General features: G+C 71.9%; 15 protein-coding genes and 1 tRNA gene. 14 read left to right on the top strand and 2 right to left on the bottom strand.

Features of this window, described 5'->3' with window-relative positions:
• The first annotated feature begins 24 nt into the window (after nt 1-24).
• From QRN30_RS07740 to QRN30_RS07695, 10 genes are all read left to right on the top strand, one after another.
• Nucleotides 25-900, top strand: coding sequence for a ParA family protein (locus tag QRN30_RS07740; RefSeq protein ID WP_017885900.1), 876 nt, complete (start codon nt 25-27; stop codon nt 898-900).
• Entirely contained in the window at nt 884-1,687 is an 804-nt protein-coding gene (locus QRN30_RS07735) for a segregation and condensation protein A (protein ID WP_017885899.1), read from the top strand. The genes QRN30_RS07740 and QRN30_RS07735 overlap by 17 nt, the downstream gene beginning before the upstream one ends.
• The gene (gene scpB / locus QRN30_RS07730; protein WP_259496364.1) at nt 1,677-2,375 is read left to right on the top strand and encodes an SMC-Scp complex subunit ScpB; all 699 of its coding nucleotides are present in this window, start codon (nt 1,677-1,679) and stop codon (nt 2,373-2,375) included. The genes QRN30_RS07735 and scpB overlap by 11 nt, the downstream gene beginning before the upstream one ends.
• A gap of 1,129 nt (nt 2,376-3,504) precedes the next feature.
• On the top strand, nt 3,505-4,293 hold the full coding sequence (locus QRN30_RS07725; protein ID WP_284760956.1) for a pseudouridine synthase: 789 nt from the start codon (nt 3,505-3,507) through the stop codon (nt 4,291-4,293).
• 58 nt (nt 4,294-4,351) lie between these two features.
• Nucleotides 4,352-5,464: a prephenate dehydrogenase gene (locus QRN30_RS07720; protein ID WP_071252367.1), complete on the top strand. Its 1,113-nt coding sequence runs from the start codon at nt 4,352-4,354 to the stop codon at nt 5,462-5,464.
• A gap of 194 nt (nt 5,465-5,658) precedes the next feature.
• Nucleotides 5,659-6,354: a (d)CMP kinase gene (cmk, locus tag QRN30_RS07715; RefSeq protein ID WP_042538571.1), complete on the top strand. Its 696-nt coding sequence runs from the start codon at nt 5,659-5,661 to the stop codon at nt 6,352-6,354.
• Between the two features lie 145 nt (nt 6,355-6,499).
• Nucleotides 6,500-8,020: a ribosome biogenesis GTPase Der gene (der, locus tag QRN30_RS07710; RefSeq protein WP_284760805.1), complete on the top strand. Its 1,521-nt coding sequence runs from the start codon at nt 6,500-6,502 to the stop codon at nt 8,018-8,020.
• 127 nt (nt 8,021-8,147) lie between these two features.
• The gene (locus tag QRN30_RS07705) at nt 8,148-8,774 is read left to right on the top strand and encodes a hypothetical protein (protein WP_156155312.1); all 627 of its coding nucleotides are present in this window, start codon (nt 8,148-8,150) and stop codon (nt 8,772-8,774) included.
• A 172-nt stretch (nt 8,775-8,946) separates the two neighbouring features.
• Nucleotides 8,947-9,468, top strand: coding sequence for a hypothetical protein (locus tag QRN30_RS07700; RefSeq protein ID WP_017885892.1), 522 nt, complete (start codon nt 8,947-8,949; stop codon nt 9,466-9,468).
• A gap of 46 nt (nt 9,469-9,514) precedes the next feature.
• Entirely contained in the window at nt 9,515-9,838 is a 324-nt protein-coding gene (locus QRN30_RS07695; protein WP_017885891.1) for a hypothetical protein, read from the top strand.
• Nucleotides 9,839-9,937: 99 nt separating this feature from the next.
• Here QRN30_RS07695 and QRN30_RS07690 read toward each other — a convergent pair whose 3' ends face one another.
• Together QRN30_RS07690 and QRN30_RS07685 are read right to left on the bottom strand one after the other, a co-directional pair.
• Nucleotides 9,938-12,094, bottom strand: coding sequence for a RecQ family ATP-dependent DNA helicase (locus QRN30_RS07690; RefSeq protein WP_209082408.1), 2,157 nt, complete (start codon nt 12,092-12,094; stop codon nt 9,938-9,940).
• A gap of 76 nt (nt 12,095-12,170) precedes the next feature.
• Complete coding sequence (locus QRN30_RS07685) at nt 12,171-13,646, bottom strand: hypothetical protein (protein WP_284760802.1); 1,476 nt, start codon at nt 13,644-13,646, stop codon at nt 12,171-12,173.
• 70 nt (nt 13,647-13,716) lie between these two features.
• On the opposite strand from QRN30_RS07685, the gene QRN30_RS07680 reads away from it, so the two are divergent.
• From QRN30_RS07680 to QRN30_RS07665, 4 genes are all read left to right on the top strand, one after another.
• Nucleotides 13,717-14,547, top strand: coding sequence for an endonuclease/exonuclease/phosphatase family protein (locus QRN30_RS07680; protein WP_284760801.1), 831 nt, complete (start codon nt 13,717-13,719; stop codon nt 14,545-14,547).
• Nucleotides 14,544-15,125, top strand: a complete 582-nt coding sequence (locus QRN30_RS07675; RefSeq protein ID WP_140449293.1) for a DUF2238 domain-containing protein — start codon at nt 14,544-14,546, stop codon at nt 15,123-15,125. The genes QRN30_RS07680 and QRN30_RS07675 overlap by 4 nt, the downstream gene beginning before the upstream one ends.
• A gap of 137 nt (nt 15,126-15,262) precedes the next feature.
• A tRNA-Pro gene (locus QRN30_RS07670) sits at nt 15,263-15,336 on the top strand.
• A gap of 366 nt (nt 15,337-15,702) precedes the next feature.
• Nucleotides 15,703-16,809, top strand: a complete 1,107-nt coding sequence (locus QRN30_RS07665; protein ID WP_284760799.1) for a FecCD family ABC transporter permease — start codon at nt 15,703-15,705, stop codon at nt 16,807-16,809.
• Nucleotides 16,810-16,846: the final 37 nt, after the last annotated feature.

The raw sequence follows: 16,846 nt of genomic DNA, 5'->3' as shown, positions 1-16,846 counted from the left end.
CGACGTCGCCGGTACGATGACGGGGTGAGCCCGAACCCGACGACCAACCCCACCGGCGCGACCACCCACGGTCCGACGGGGCGTCCCGTCCGGGACTTCCCCGTGCCCGAGGAGCTCGACAGCACCGGACCCGCCCGCATCATCGCGCTCTGCAACCAGAAGGGCGGCGTCGGCAAGACCACGACCGCCATCAACCTGGGTGCCGCGCTCGCGGAGTACGGCCGCAAGGTGCTCGCCGTGGACTTCGACCCGCAGGGTGCGCTGTCTGCCGGCCTCGGTGTCCGCACCCACGACATCCACACCGTCTACGACCTGCTCATGGGTGCCGTGAAGGACCCGAACCAGGTCATCCAGCCGACGAACACCCCCGGCCTCGACGTCATCCCGGCGAACATCGACCTGTCCGCGGCCGAGGTGCACCTGGTCAACGAGGTCGCCCGCGAGCAGATCCTGGCAAGCGTGCTGCGCAAGGTCGCGAACGACTACGACGTGATCCTGGTCGACTGCCAGCCGTCGCTCGGCCTGCTCACCGTGAACGCCCTGACCGCTGCGCACGGCGTGCTCATCCCGCTCGAGTGCGAGTTCTTCGCGCTGCGCGGTGTCGCGCTGCTCATCGAGACGATCGACAAGGTGCGCGACCGCCTGAACCCGGCGCTCAAGCTCGACGGCATCCTGGCGACCATGTACGACTCGCGCACGCTGCACTCGCGCGAGGTCATGGAGCGGGTCGTCGACACCTTCGACGACCGCGTGCTCGACACCGTCATCGGCCGCACCGTGAAGTTCCCGGACGCCACGGTGTCCGCACGACCGATCACGCAGACCGCGCCGGACCACCCTGCCGCCCACGCCTACCGGCAGCTCGCACGAGAGCTCGTCCAGCGTGGCGCCGTCGCCTGAGCCGGGGTTCCGGGTCCGGCTCACCAACTTCGACGGACCGTTCGACCTCCTGCTGTCGCTCATCACGAAGCACGAGCTCGACATCACCGAGGTCTCGCTCGGTGCCGTGACGGGGGAGTTCATCCAGTACGTCCGGCAGGCCGAGTCCGCCGACGAGCTCGACGAGGCCAGCGAGTTCCTGGTCGTCGCGGCGACCCTGCTCGACCTGAAGATCGTCGGGCTGCTGCCGCAGGGTGAGCTCGTGGACGCCGAGGACGTCGCCCTGCTCGAAGCCCGCGACCTGCTGTTCGCCCGACTGCTGCAGTACCGGGCGTTCAAGCAGGCCGCCGACTGGTTCGGGGAGCGGTGGGGCATCGAGTCGCGCCGGCACGTCCGCAGCGTCCGGCTCGAGGAGCGGTTCCGCGCGCGGACGCCGGAGCTCGTCTGGACCCTGTCCGTGCAGGACTTCGCCGCCCTCGCCACGCTCGCCTTCGCCCCGCGGGAGATCCCGACCGTCGGCCTCGACCACCTGCACGCGCCGCTCATCAGCATCCGTGAGCAGGCCGCGATCGTCGTCTCGATCCTCCGCACCCGTGATGGTGAGGGTGTCTCGTTCCGCGAACTGGTCGCGGGCGTCGACCAGACGGGTATCGTGGTGGCTCGCTTCCTCGCGATCCTCGAGCTGTACCGGAACGCGTCGATCTCGTTCGAGCAGCTCGAGCCGCTCGGGGAGCTGACACTGCGGTGGACCGCCGAGGACTGGTCCGACGAGAGCCTCGCGAACCTGGGAGCCGACTATGACGGATGACGTGCACGACACGTCCAGCGCCGAACCCGGCGGCGCCGACGAGATGGCCGACGCCCGCGCGATCGAGCACGAGATCCACGACCACGCCGAACACGCTGCATCGCCGGCCCACCCCGCCATCCCGCTCGACCGCCAGCTCGAGGCCATCCTGATGATCGCCGACGAGCCCCAGTCGCTCGTCGCGCTCGGTGCCGCCGTCGGTTCGCCCGTCCCCGCCGTGCGCCAGGCGATCGAACGCCTGGTCGCGGATTTCGACGGCGTCGACGGCACGATCCGCCGTGGCTTCGAACTGCGCGAGGTCGGGGGCGGCTGGCGCTTCTACGTCCGCGCCGACCTGGACCCCGTGGTCGAGCAGTTCGTCGAGGCCGAGCGCCCCTCGCGGCTGTCGCAGGCCGCACTCGAGACCCTGGCGGTCGTCGCCTACAAGCAGCCGATCACCCGATCGCAGATCGCTGCGATCCGCGCCGTCAACGTCGACGGCGTCGTCCGGACCCTGGTGGCACGCGGCCTCATCGAGGAGTCGTTCACCGACGCCGAGACCGGCGCCATCAACTACGTCACGTCCGACCTGCTCCTGCAGCAGCTCGGCATCAACTCGCTCGACGAGCTGCCGCTCATCTCGCCCCTCCTGGACGACGGCGCGGACGGCTTCGAGCAGAACGAAAGGATCCCAGATGGCAGGGTTTGACGACCGGGGGCGCGGCGCGCCCCGAGACCGAGACGACCGCAACGGACGCTCAGGAGGCCCAGATCGCCCCGGCCGCCCGGCCGGCGGACGCGGCGGGGCCGGCTCCGGTGCCGGTGGCCGCTCCGGCGGGTACGGTCGCGACGACCGTGGGGGCGCACGCCCGCCGCGGGACGACGACCGTCGTGGCGGGTACCCGTCGCGTGACGACCGTGGCGGCGACCGTGGTGGGTACCGCGGGGCTTCGGCTCCGCGTGACGACCGTGGTGGGTACCGCGGGGCTTCGGCTCCGCGTGACGACCGTGGTGGTGACCGTGGTGGGTACCGCGGGGCTTCCGCACCGCGCGATGACCGTGGTGGCTACCGGGGCCGCGATGACCGTTCCGGTGGCGGCGACCGCGGTGGGTACCGCGGCAACTCCGCTCCGCGTGACGACCGTGGTGGCTACCGGGGCCGTGACGACCGTGGCGCTTCGGCTCCGCGCGATGACCGTGGTGGGTACCGGGGCAACTCCGCTCCGCGTGACGACCGTGGTGGCTACCGGGGTCGCGACGACCGCGGGAGCGCGGCTCCGCGTGACGACCGTGGTGGCTACCGCGGCAACTCGGCTCCGCGTGACGATCGTGGTGGCTACCGCGGCCGTGACGACCGCGGGGCTCCGGCTCCACGTGACGACCGCGGCGGGTACCGGGGTCGCGACGACCGATCCGGTGGCGGCGACCGCGGTGGGTACCGCGGCAACTCCGCTCCGCGTGACGACCGTGGTGGGTACCGGGGTCGTGACGACCGTGGGGCTTCGGCTCCGCGTGACGACCGTGGTGCCTACCGCGGCCGTGACGACCGCACCAGCTCGGCACCCCGTGACGACCGTCGGGACGACCGCGGCCGCGACGACCGCCGCACCCCCGACGGCCAGCAGAGCCGCGTCTGGCACAACGGCCGCCGCTACGTCGGCGGCACCACGAGCGTCCGCAACAGCGACCGCACCACGCCGAAGCCGAGCGGGCAGCGCGACGACCGGGGCAACCCGGCCGAGGGCACGCCCGAACGGCCGATCATCGAGGACTGGGACGCGGCGGACGGAACGGCGCCTGCCGGGGCCGAGCCGGGCCTCCAGGCAGAGGGCGAGCGCCTGCAGAAGGTGATCGCCGCTGCCGGCGTGGCATCCCGCCGGGTCGCGGAGAACCTGATCGTCGAGGGCCGCGTGACGGTCAACGGCGAGGTCGTGGACGCCCTCGGGCGTCGCGTCGACCCCGAGAAGGACGCGATCAGCGTCGACGGCGTGCCGGTGCAGATCGACTCGTCGCGGCGCTACATCGTGCTGAACAAGCCGACCGGCGTCGTCTCGAGCCTGCAGGACGAGCGCGGGCGCCGCGACCTGACCGAGTTCGTGGACCGCTACGAGGAGCGCCTGTTCAACGTCGGCCGTCTCGACGCCGATACCTCCGGGCTGCTCGTCCTGACGAACGACGGCGACCTGGCACACGTGCTGGCGCACCCGTCGTTCGGCGTGCAGAAGACGTACATCGCGAAGGTCCACGGCAACGTGAACCCCGCCGTGGTGCAGCGCCTGACCGAGGGCGTCGAGCTCGAGGACGGTCCGATCAAGGCCGACAAGGTGCGGTTGCTCGAGTCCTCGCGGGGTGAGTCGCTCGTCGAGATCACCCTGCACTCCGGCCGCAACCGCATCGTCCGACGCATGCTCGAGGCCGTCGACCACCCGGTCCTCGAACTCGTCCGCCGGTCGTTCGGACCACTGCACCTGGGCAGCCTGCCGCCGGGCAAGATGCGCGAGCTCGGCACGGTCGAGGTCGGCAAGCTGCTCAGCACCGTCCGCGACGCGAAGCCGTCCGCTCGTGACGACCGCGACGTCGCACTCGACCAGGACGACGACGAGTACGAGGACGAGTCGGCGGACTGACCGACCCCGACGCTCGGGCATCGACCGATGCCCGAGCCTCGATCGGTAGGCTTGCCCGGTGACCGACGTGACCCCGACCGACATCGACCGCCGTCTACGCGGCCCGGTCCGGGTCGTCGGTGCCGGGTTGCTCGGCGCCTCGATCGGTCTGGCCCTGCGTGAGAAGGGTGTGGACGTCGTCCTCGACGACGTCTCGCCCGCCGCGCTGGCGCTCGCCGTGGACTACGGCGCCGGGCGTCGCCCGGCAGCCGGCGACCAGCCGGAGCTCGTCGTCGTCGCGGTGCCGCCGGACGTCGTCGCGACGGTGGTCGAGCGTGAGCTCGCCGCCCACCCCGACGCCGTCGTGACCGACGTCGCCAGCGTGAAGTCCGGGCCGCTCGCCGCCCTGGTGGCGGCCGGGGCCGACGTCTCCCGCTACATCGGGTCGCACCCGATGGCCGGACGCGAGCGCAGCGGTCCGACCGCCGCCCGCGCCGACCTGTTCGTCGGACGCCCGTGGGTGATCGCGGGACACGACGGCATCACGTACCAGCGAGCTGCGGTGGTCGAGGACCTCGCGCTCGACGTCGGCGCGACCGTGGTGCCGATGGACCCCGAGTCGCACGACCTCGCCGTGGCGTACGTCTCGCACGCGCCGCAGCTCGTGTCGACGCTGATGGCCTCGCGCCTGCGCGATGCCCCCGACGGGTCGCTCGGCCTGGCCGGCGGCGGCGTGCGCGACGTCACCCGGATCGCCGCGAGCGACCCCGGGCTCTGGGTGCAGATCATCGGCGCGAACGCCGGGCACATCCGGCCGGTGCTCACCGACCTGCGCGACGACCTGACCCGCGTGATCGACGCGCTCGACGACCCGGACGGTGCCGGATCGCCGCGCACCATCGCCGAGACCATCGCCGACGGCAACCGCGGGGTCGAACGGCTGCCGGGCAAGCACGGCACCACCAAGCGCTTCGCCCAGGTGGTCGTCCTGGTCGACGACACCCCCGGGCAGATCGCCGCACTCCTGACGTTCATCGGGGAGATCGGCATCAACCTCGAGGACATGCGCCTCGAGCACTCACCGGGCGCACAGATCGGCATCGTCGAGGTGTCGGTGCTGCCCGAGCAGGAACAGCGACTCGTCGAGGAACTCGAGGGGCGCGGATGGAGGATCGCAGCAGCATGGGCCTGAACGACGACACGAACGCAGCGACGAACGACTCCGGTGTGACCGGCGGACCGGACGGGCCCGACTCCGGCCTCCCGACCCCGGGCCAGGGTGGTGCCGGCGGCCCGCTCAGCGGCAGCGGCGACGGCGGCGCACTCGGCGGTCCTGCCGGCGGCCTCGGCGAGCCCGGCGGGGAGCCCGGCTCGACCAGCGCCCCGATACCGTCCGGCCTGGCCGACGGCGCCTACGTGGCGAAGATCGTCATCGCCGTCGACGGCCCCGCCGGCAGCGGCAAGTCGAGCGTCTCCCGTGCGGCCGCCCGTGCCCTGGGCTACGGCTACCAGGACACCGGCGCCGCCTACCGTGCACTCGCGTGGCACGCCCTGCAGCAGCGGGTCGACCTCGACGACGCCGCGGCGGTCCTGGCCAGCTGGGACACCTTCGACTACGCCATCGGCACCGACCCCGACGACTACTACGTCAAGGTGGGGGAGACCGACGTGACCGAGGCCATCCGCACCCCCGACGTCACCGGTGCAGTGGCCCACATCGCGAAGCTCCCGGACGTCCGGAAGCGCCTGGTCCAGCTGTTCCGCACCGTCATGCGGAAGACCGACGCCCCCGGCATCATCACCGAGGGCCGGGACATCACCACGGTCGTCGCACCCGACGCCGAGGTCCGGATCCTGCTGACGGCCGACGAGTCCGTTAGAATGGCCCGACGCTCGGCAGAGGTCACGACCCAGTCGGCCGCCGAGACCTCCGCAGCACTCGCTCGTCGCGACGCGGCGGACGCGAAGGTCGTCGACTTCATGAACGCCGCCGACGGCGTCACGACGCTCGACTCCACCGACCTCGACTTCGACCAGACCGTGCAGGCGGTCGTCGACCTGGCCCGCGCGGCCACGCACTGACGCAGACCGGACCGCCTCGGCGGGCCGCTCACGCACTGACGCAGACCAGAACGCTCCGGCGGGACGGTCAACCACGGCCGGACCCCCGGCCCGGCCGGCAACGGCCACCGACACCGCGGCCCCGGCCGCTCGCGAGGAACACAAGATGGCTCAGCTGGACAATCCTGACAACGACGACTTCCCGGAGTACGACGACGCCCTCGGCGAGCGTCTCGCCGGACTCGACGAGGCAGAGGCCGAGCAGCGTGCCACCGCGCTCCGCGCCGGCCTCGAGGAGTACGACCTCGAGGACGAGGACCTCGCCCTGCTCGAAGCGGGCCAGATCGGCGAAGACGGCGTCCACTACCTGCCGGCCTACCCGGTGCTCGCGATCGTCGGTCGCCCGAACGTCGGCAAGTCGGCGCTCGTCAACCGCATCCTCGGTCGCCGTGAAGCCGTCGTGCAGGACGTCCCCGGCGTCACCCGCGACCGCGTCAGCTACAAGGCCGACTGGAACGACAAGCGCTTCACGCTCGTCGACACCGGCGGCTGGGAGCCCGGCGCCGAGGGCATCAACGCCTCCGTCGCCGCCCAGGCTGAGGTCGCGATCGACCTCGCCGACGCCGTGCTGTTCGTGGTGGACGTCACGGTCGGCATCACCGCCACCGACGAGCACGTCGTGAAGATGCTCCGCGGCACCGACCGCCCCGTCATCGTCGTCGCGAACAAGGCCGACGACGAGCGCCGTGAACTCGAAGCCTCCGAGCTCTGGAACCTGGGCCTCGGCGAGCCGCACCCCGTGTCCGCCCTACACGGCCGCGGCGTCGCGGACCTGCTCGACCTGATCATCAAGACGCTCCCCGACACCTCGGCCGTCGCCAAGCAGGAGGTCGGTGGCCCCCGCCGCGTGGCCATCCTCGGCCGCCCGAACGTCGGCAAGAGCTCGCTGCTCAACAAGGCCGCCGGTGAAGAGCGGGTCGTCGTGAACGACATCGCCGGCACCACCCGCGACCCGGTGGACGAGCAGATCGAGCTCGGCGGCAAGGTCTGGCGCTTCGTCGACACCGCCGGCATCCGCAAGCGCGTCCACATGCAGCAGGGCGCCGACTTCTACGCGTCGCTCCGCACCACCGCCGCGCTCGAGAAGGCCGAGGTCGCCGTCGTCGTCCTCGACGTCACCGAGCCGGTGTCCGTGCAGGACCTGCGCATCATCGACCTCGTCCTCGAGTCCGGCCGTGCCCTCGTGCTGGCCTACAACAAGTGGGACCTGCTCGAGGACGAACGCCGCCGCTACCTGGAGCGCGAGATCGAGCAGGACCTGGCGCACGTCGCCTGGGCCCCGCGCGTGAACATCTCGGCCCGCACCGGCCGTCACCTCGAGAAGCTCGTGCCGGCGCTCGAGACCGCCCTCGAGTCGTGGGACACCCGCATCCCGACCGGCAAGGTCAACGCCTTCATCGCCGAGCTCGTGCAGGAGCACCCCCACCCCGTGCGCGGCGGCAAGCAGCCCCGCATCCTGTTCGGCACCCAGGCGTCGAGCCAGCCGCCGACCTTCGTGCTCTTCACGTCGGCGTTCCTCGACCCGCAGTACCGACGCTTCATCACGCGTCGACTCCGCGAGGTCTGGGGCTTCTCCGGCACGCCGATCAACGTCAACATGCGGGTGCGCGAGCGCCGGAAGCGCTGAGCCTCCCCACCCGTCACGCAGAACGCGCCCCGATCCGTCGGGGCGCGTTCTGCGTTCTGCGTTCGCGTCCGCGGTCGGCCTGGAGGCCCGGGGCCGGTCTGGCGCGCCGGTGCGGCATCATGGGGGCGTGGGTACCGGGCGGTGGGCAGCCGACCGACGTCGGCTCGCCCTGGTGGGTGTCCTCGTCGGGGTGGTCTTCGTGGGTTCGGTGTCCCTGTGGACGAGCTCGCACGCACCGGACGACGGCGAACCGGTCACCCGTGCCGACGCAGTGGGCCCCGAACCGGCGCAGTCGCCCGACGTCCGGCTGCCGCCGTCCGACGCCCTCGGGGAGCCGATCGAGCCCGAACCCGTCCGTCCGGTCGACGGCTCACCCATCGACCCGTGGTGGCGGCGCGTCCCGCCGGTCTCCGGTGACATCGTCGGCATCGGGGCGGCTGCCTCCGGGCACGTCCGGATCACCGCGAACACGGGCGACGAGACCCTCGCGGTGGAGATCGACCACCTGGAGACCGGCGGGGGCGGCCCGGTCGACGTCGTGCTGTCCGCGGGGACGGTGCGCGGTGGCTCGAAGCCGATGTGGACGCCGGTCGGGGAGTCCTACGACCTGTTCCAGGCTGACGGGGTCGAACAGGGGCTGACCGTCGTGCTCGGCGAGCCGTGGACGCTGCCCGACGAGGTCCGCTCCCTGGTCCTGCTGGACGCCGACACCGGCACCGTGCTGGGCGGCGCGGCACTCGTCCCGTCTGACTGAGCGGGGCGCAGGCTGAGGCTGCGCGGGGTTGGGGCTGCGCGGGGTTGTGCTGCGCTGCGCCGACGGAGAACGACACCGTCGTGGTCGTCCGACGTCGACAGTGTCGTTCCGCATCGGTGCTCGTGCCGGTGCCGCGTCCGCCGCTACCGCCGGGATGGGGCACGATGTACTGGTGACGCAGCAGAACGACGGACTCGGTGTGCTCGCCGACCGTGTGTGGTGCCGTCTTCGGCTCGACCGGTTGGCCGGAGGCCGGCAGTCCGGGTACGTGATCCGCGAGGACATGCTCGAACACCCGGACACGGTCCGTTCGTTCCGGTGGATCCGGTGGCTGCTCGTCGCGGAGACCGTCGTCGGCCTCACCGCCATCGTGGTCGCGGTGCTGCTGACCCGCGCCGGGGAGTCCCTGTCGTGGGCGGTGTGGTTCCGGTCCACCGTGGTGCTGCTGATCACCTTGACGCTCTACGTGTTCGCCTGGCGGGCGCAGCTCGGGTACTACTGGGCGTACCAGCGGCTGCGGTTGTTCAGCCGGATCTTCCCGATCGTGACGCTGATCGTCGCGGCGATCCCGGGGCTCTACCCGTTCTGGATGGTCATCGAGCAGATCCTGTTCTCGGTGCTGATGGTCGGCATCGGCGACGTGCTGACGAGCGACCACATGCGGGCCACGTTCCCGAAGCCCGCGCGGCGCTGAGGCTGCCGTCGGCCGCCGTGGCGCACCGTCGTGGCACGATGGGCTGGTGCGCGAGAACTCGGCTGGTCAGTGGTTGCTCGTGGTGCCCTCGGTCGTGGCGCTCGGAGCCGGGCTGTGGAACGTCGGAGCACTGGTCAGCATGTTCACCAGCAGCGGTTCCTTCGCGTGGTGGTTGGTCTCGGGGTTCGTGGCGTTGGTCGCCCTCGTGATGACCCTCGTGGCGCTCATCGTCGGCCGTGCGCAGCGGGCGTTCGTCGTCGGACTGGCCGCCGCCGGACTGTTCGTCGCGGGTGGGGCGCTGCTGCTCGACCTCTTCGTCGGCGTGTTCTCGTCGTGGCTCGCCGCAGGACTGGGGTCGAGCGGGTCCTGACCGCTGCGCGCCGGAGCGGTTTCCGGTGGATGCCGGACCAGGTGTGCGACAACCCACGGGTCGATCGACACGTGGACTGTCGCAAAACAGGTGCGGGGGCTACGCGACCGTGGCCAGGGCGAACGGGAGCACGGCGGAGGCCCCGGCGCGCCGGAGCTCCCGGCCGGCGACGGTCATCGTCCACCGGCTGTCGACCAGGTCGTCCACGAGCAGCACCGGGCCCTCGTGCGACTGCAGGGCGGCGGCGAGCGACGGATCGACCACGAAGGTGTCCCACACGCCGGACAACCGGTAGGCGCTGTTCGTCGCACCGTCGCCGCGAGGGGTCCCGCCGGCACGGCCGAGCGTGCCGAGGAACTGCAGCCGCCCGATCGTGGACAGCGCCTGGGCGAGGGACCCCACCAGCTCGGGCCGTGACCGCGAGGACATCGCCACGACGCCGGTCGGCCGGGTCTCCCACGGCCAGTCCTTGAGCGCCCGGACGCAGCCGTCGACGAGTTCGCGCGAGATCGGGGCATCCGGGGTGGACGGCGAGAACAGTGCACGCAGGGGACCACCCCAGCCGAGGTCGGTCAGACGCGCCACCGCACGGCCGGGCTGCACGAGCTCGTCCGGACCGATCTTGCCCCGCACCGAGACACCGAGCGACGACATCCCCGAGGGCCACTGGGCACGCGGGGCGATCTCGACGCCGACCTTGTCGAGCGCGGCCGCAGCTCCGGACGAGTCGGTGTCGGACACGGCGGTCGGGAACCACGCCCCGGCGCAGTTGTCGCATCGGCCGCAGGGCTCGGCCGAGGGGTCGTCGAGGTCCTGCTGCAGCAGCTGCATGCGGCAGGCCGAGGTGGACTCGTAGTCGAGCATCGACGCGGCCTCGGCAGCACGGGCCGCGGCGACGCGTTCGTACCGGGGTGCGTCGTACTCCCACGGCTGTCCGGTCGACACCCAGCCGCCGGTGACGCGTCGGACGGCGCCGTCGACGTCGAGCACCTTGAGCAGGAGTTCGAGGGTGGAGCGCTTGATGTCGACCAGGCCCTCGAGCGCCACGGTGGACATCGCGGTGTCGGTCGACAGGGCGCCCAGCACGGCGGCGGCACGGGCTTCGGTCGGCATCGAGGCACTGGCGAAGTACTGCCAGATCTCGCGGTCCTCGCGCCCGGGCAGGAGCAGGACGTCGGCGTTGTCGGTCGCACGACCCGCGCGACCGATCTGCTGGTAGTAGGCGACGGGCGACGACGGAGCGCCGACGTGCACGACGAACCCCAGGTCGGGCTTGTCGAACCCCATGCCGAGCGCACTCGTGGCGACGAGGGCCTTCAGCTCGTTGCCCTTGAGTTGCTGTTCGAGCTGCTCGCGCTCGTCGGTGTCGGTGCGCCCGGTGTACGCGCGGACGGCGTACCCGTTGTCGCGCAGCAGCCGGGCGATGTCCTCGGCCGCCGAGACCGTGAGCGTGTAGATGATGCCGCTGCCGGGCAGGTCGCCGAGGTGGGCGAGGAGCCACCCCAGCCGCTGCCGGGCATCGGGCAGCGTCAGCACGCCGAGGCGCAGGGACTTGCGGGCCAGGGACCCACGGATCGTGAACACCGGGTCGGCCGGGCCGGCGGTCAGCTGCTCGGCGACGTCCTCGACCACGCGCTCGTTCGCCGTCGCGGTGGTGGCCAGGACGGGGACGCCGTGGGGGAGCGACCGGATGAGCTCGGCCAGACGCCGGTAGTCCGGCCGGAAGTCGTGGCCCCAGTCCGAGATGCAGTGCGCTTCGTCGACCACGAGCATGCCCATCCGGGCGATCAGGGTCGGCATCTGCTCGTCGCGGAACTTCGGGTTGTTCAAGCGCTCGGGGGAGACGAGGAGCACGTCGACCTCGTCACGGGCGAGGGCAGCCTGGGTCTCACCCCACTCGTGCGCGTTCGCGGAGTTGATCGACACCGCACGGACCCCGGCCCGCGCGGCAGCGGCGACCTGGTCGCGCATCAGGGCGAGCAGCGGCGACACCAGGACCGTCGGGCCGCCCCCGCGTCGGCGCAGCAGCAGCGTCGCCAGGAAGTACACCGCCGACTTGCCCCAGCCGGTGCGCTGGACGACGAGGGCACGCTGCCGGTGCTCCACCAGCGCGGAGATCGCCTCGAGCTGGCCGGGGTGGAACACCGCGTCGGGGCGCCCCGTGAGCGCAGCGAGCGCCTGCTGCGCCTCGGCGGCGATGTCCGCAGAGGGGGAGACGGAAGACGACGCAGTGGACCCGACACCAAGACCAGACATGCCCCCATGCTGTCAGCACCGACCGACGAAACGCGGGTCGCGACTCCCGGCTGTGGACAACCGGACCAACCGGGCCCTACTGGTACGTGATCAGCGACGGCGTCGGCCGCACGTCCCGCATGGTCTGCGCGGGCGTTAGCATGGGCGTGTCCTCGTCGTGGAAGTTCTTCCAGCCCCAGTGCAGCCCCTCGGGCGCGCCCTGGTGCAGCGCCTTCCACGTCGCCTGCTTGTCCGGCTGCGACCCCTGCCCGTCGACGTGCACGAGCATGTCGAGCTCCGGGTGGGTCTGCAGTGCTGAGCGGTCCTGGATCATCGACAGCCGGAACTGGTGCAGCACCAGGGCCTTCGGCGGCAGCCCTTCCTGCTTGACCAGCGCAGCCAGCCACGACGAGACCTTGTTCACCTCGGACGCCGACACGCTGCCGATCTGCTGCAGGGGTACCTGGTCCTTCGTGAGCCGCCACTCCGGGTCGAGCGCCAGCCACACACCGGGCTTCTTCAGCAACGACTCGTACTTCTTCGCCTGCGACAAGAAGTCCGACCGCCCGGGCTGCAGGTCGATGATGACCGGCATGTCCGCATCGTGGGCGGCCTCGACGTAGGGCTCGAGCGTCGAGACCGGCAGTTCGGTCGAGTAGTCGCCGTCGGCGCCGGCGTCCCCGGCGGCGACGGTCGCGATGACCTCCATCGCGGGCGTCACCAGCTCGTCGGACTCGGCCCGGTACGGCTTCGCGACCTGCTCGGCCCGCTGCACGGTCTGCTTCGGCCCCTGCTCGCCGAGCACTCCCAGCGCCGGCGCCCCGGGAGCCCCGTACAGCGCGACGTACCGGTGCCCGTCGAACGGCCGCTGGCCGCCGTTCCGCAGCTGGAACCCGCCCTCGGCCGCCCGCACCGTCCACTCCGGGTCCGGCAGGGCGTCGAACGCCGCACCGACCAGGACCGTCGGGTGCTTCGCCCGCTCGTGCAGCGCCGTCACCACGTCGGGTGCGGCAGCCGGGTCGGTCACGCCCTTCGGCATGGTCACGACCCGCGCACCGGCAGCCTTCGCGGTTGCCACGGCAGCAGCGTCCGCACGCGTGTCCGCCACCACCACGGTCGCCTGCCGGGAGGCCCGGGTCGACTCCGGCGCGTCACCGCCGTCCGGCGCCTGCCGCTGTTCGACGTCCGTGTCGAGCGACACGTCGCCCTCGGCCTGGTACCAGCCGGCACCGAGCCGGTCGAGCTCGCGGGCGACGGCAGCGTCCTTGTTCTTGGTCGTCAGCAGCACCGGGACGTGGGCGCTCGCCGCGGTCTTCGCTGCGTCGCGGATCCCGTCGGCGTCGTCGGCCGGGGCGACGACCGCGCCCGGAGCGCTGGCGAACAGCGCCTTGCTGACCCGGACCGACCGCGCTGCGGCGTCCGCAGCGTCGGCCACCGTGACGGTGTCGGCGGAGGCCTTCGCCAGGGTCGGGCGGCTCGTGTCCGGTTCGCTCGACGTGCACCCGGCGGCTCCGAGCAGCAGGCCGGAGACGGCGATCGCGACGAGGACACGAGGGGTGGAACGAGAGCGCATCGGGCCACCCTACGAGCCAGGCGGAGAGGTCCCTGAGAATCCGACGGGTGTCGTCTCGTAGAAGGGATGCATGCCCCACCACCCCGACGACCGCCCGCTCATCGGACCGGTCCGGTCGCCCGAGGTGCACTGCATGACGCTCAACGTGCGTCGCCGCGTGCCGCGACGGTCGACCCACCCGGACGCCTGGGATCGCCGCCGCGACGCCGTCCTCGCGCTCGTCACGTCCGAAGCGCCCACCGTCCTCGCCGTCCAGGAGGCCCTCCCCACGCAGGCAGACGACCTCACCGCCGGCCTGGGGTCGGGTTGGGAGCCCGTCCTGGCCGGGCGAGGAGCGCGCGGCGGTGGCGAACAGGTCGGCCTGTTCCTCGACCGCTCCCGCCTCGTCGTCGTCGAGCGCCGCACCTGGGCGCTCTCCCGCACACCCCACCGCCCCGGCTCGCGGTCGTGGGCCACGTCCTTCCCCCGGCACGCCGTCGGCGCCGTGGTCGACGACCGCGCGACCGGCGTCCGGTTCCTGGCGATCGCCACCCACCTCGACGTCGCCTCACCGTGGGCCAGACTGCGGTCCGCCGAACTGCTCGGCCGGATCGTCCGGCAGCGCGGCCTGCCCGCCGTGGTCATGGCCGACTGGAACACCCCCGCCGGTTCCGCACCGTGGCGAGCCCTGGCGGAGGCGGGGGTCGAGGACAGCTGGGGGCGGGCCTCCAGGCAGGTGGGTGAGCCCTACGGGACGTACCCGCACTACGGGAGTCCGCGCGTTGGTGGTCGGCGGATCGACGGGGTGCTCGTGACCGCTGGGGCGGCCGTGGACCGCGTCGCGGTCGACGTGCGGCGGCCGGGCGGCGTGTGGCCGTCCGACCACGCCGCCGTGCACGCGGTCGTCCGGTGGGCGTCGTGATCCGGGCGCTCGGGTCGACCTTCCTGCGGCCGCGGTTCCTGGCGGCCGACGTGGTGCGCGCCCTGACGCTCGTGAGCGTCGTCGTGGCGAGTGTCGGGTGGGGTGGGACGGCGTTCCCGGTCATGGCGCTCGCGCTGCTCGGGGTCGTGGTGCCGCGCATGCTCGGGCTGCGACCCGTCTTCGACCTGGCGGTGTGCGTGCTCGTGCTCGTCGCCGGGTGGTCGAGCGTGCTCGAGTGGTACACGACCGTCTTCCTGTGGGACAAGTTCATGCACGTCGTGCTGACCGGACTGCTCGCGGCCGTCCTCTACGTCATCGGTGCCGACCTGCGTGCTGTGCCGGCCCCGCACGGGGAGCGCCGGGTGGTCGTCGCGGTGCTCGCGCTGTGTGCGGGACTCGCGGTCGGCGCGGTCTGGGAGATGGGGGAGTGGCTCGGGCACAACTTCGTCGACGCGAAGATCTTCGTCGGGTACGACGACACGATCGGGGACCTGGCGGCGGACGGGGCCGGGGGCTTGCTCGTGGGGCTCGGGTTGCCGTGGTTGGCGGCGCGGCGTGAGGTGGTGCGGCCGGGCTGAGCGTGTCGTTCGGGTCGCGTTGCTGCGACTCGCCGTGGCACGGAGGGGGTCTGACGTCCGCTATGCTGGACCGGTCGCTCGCGCTCCGGTCGGACGCGGGCGAGGATCCTCCGGGGTCCTGGGTTCTCCGGAACTCGCGGGCTGTGGCGCAGCTTGGTAGCGCACTTGACTGGGGGTCAAGGGGTCGCAGGTTCAAATCCTGTCAGCCCGACCGAAACGTGTCTGACACGATGACAGAAGCCCACCGAGGATCTCGGTGGGCTTCTTGCGTTGGGATCGACCTCGTCCCGGCGAGCCGGGGCAAGGAACAACGAGACGACCGGACCGTCGGTGCGAGTCGAGCAGTGAGGGGTTCTCGCTCAGTCGAGTCGCATTGCGCTGGCTGGAAGACCGCTGTCTCATCCAGGGATCGTTCCGACCCGATCAGTTCTCGGACCCGCCATCACTGTCGGCGCCCGCGTGTGCGCCAGCGCGTTGTGCTGGGGGCGGCCGCAGGGCGTCCGTCGGCACCGTCGAGGACTTGGTGAAACCCTGGCCGACCTGCTAGTAATGAGACTCGTTATCACTAAGGAGTCTCATGCCCGATCGGTTATCGACGGTCCTCCCGGCGCCGTCGCGGTCGGGCAGGATCGATGCGGTCCTGTGCCTGATGCGTCGAGCCCGTCGGCGTGCGGCCGTGCGGATCGCGGTGCTCGCCGTGGTGCTCGCCCTGGTCACCGTCGCAGCGATGATGATCGGTCCTGTGCCGATCGCACCGACGCACGTCATCGGCATCCTGGTCGAGCACGTCAGCGGGGCCCGCGCGGGCCACTGGTCTGCGTCGGCGGATGAGATCGTGTGGGGCACGCGGGCACCCCGCGTCGTGATGGGGATCATCGCCGGCGCCGTGCTGGCTGTGGCCGGAGCTGTCCTGCAGGCGCTCGTCCGGAACAGCCTCGCCGATCCGTACCTGCTCGGCATCAACTCCGGCGCCAGTACCGGCGTCGCCCTCGTGGTGCTCGTCATCGGGTCGGGGAGCGCGTTGGTGTTCTCCGGTGCGGCGCTCGCGGGCGCGATCGGTGCCGTTCTCCTGGTTGTGGCCTTGGCCGGGACCGCGAGCCGTCGGGGGCCGCTTCGGCTCGTGCTCGCCGGTTTGGCGGTCGGGTACGCCCTGAACGCGGCGACGAGCTTCCTCGTCTTCTGGAGCGACTCTCCGGAGGCCGCCCGGTCGGTCTTGTTCTGGCTCCTGGGTTCGCTCACGTCGGTGCAGCCGATCGCCCTGGCCGCCGCGGCGATCACGGGTGGTGTCGGACTGGTCGCGCTCGTGGTGATCGCACCCTTCATCGACGCGCTCGCTTCCGGAGACGATTCCGCACGGTCAGCGGGCATCGACCCGGAACGCGCGCGACTCGGCCTGATGGTCGCAGTGTCCGCGATGGTCGGCGTCATCGTCGCGGCTGTCGGCGGCGTCGGTTTCATCGGTCTCGTCGTGCCGCACCTGGCACGCCAACTCGTCGGCGGACGACACCGAGCGGTGCTCCCGGTGTCGGCGTTGCTCGGTGGGTCCCTGCTCGTCATCGCTGACACCGTGGCCCGCATCGCGTTCGCGCCCCAGGAGATCCCCGTCGGGGTCGTGACCGGGGTGCTCGGTGCGCCCTTCCTGTTGGTCCTCCTGCGTCGCACCGCCCCCGCAACAGCCCCCTGACCTTCCACCCCACGGTCCATCGCACCCCACCGGAAAG

Source organism: Curtobacterium sp. MEB011 (assembly GCF_030209655.1).
Lineage (GTDB): Bacteria > Actinomycetota > Actinomycetes > Actinomycetales > Microbacteriaceae > Curtobacterium > Curtobacterium poinsettiae.
Note: the sequence above shows the minus strand (reverse complement) of the source record. Positions and strands in the feature narration are given on the sequence as shown.

Coding starts and splice junctions, on each gene's coding strand:
- scpB (WP_259496364.1), top strand. CDS start 1,677: ATGACGGATGACGTGCACGACACGTCCAGCGCCGAACCCGGCGGCGCC.
- der (WP_284760805.1), top strand. CDS start 6,500: ATGGCTCAGCTGGACAATCCTGACAACGACGACTTCCCGGAGTACGAC.
- QRN30_RS07690 (WP_209082408.1), bottom strand. CDS start 12,094: ATGTCTGGTCTTGGTGTCGGGTCCACTGCGTCGTCTTCCGTCTCCCCC.
- QRN30_RS07685 (WP_284760802.1), bottom strand. CDS start 13,646: ATGCGCTCTCGTTCCACCCCTCGTGTCCTCGTCGCGATCGCCGTCTCC.
- QRN30_RS07680 (WP_284760801.1), top strand. CDS start 13,717: ATGCCCCACCACCCCGACGACCGCCCGCTCATCGGACCGGTCCGGTCG.
- QRN30_RS07665 (WP_284760799.1), top strand. CDS start 15,703: ATGCCCGATCGGTTATCGACGGTCCTCCCGGCGCCGTCGCGGTCGGGC.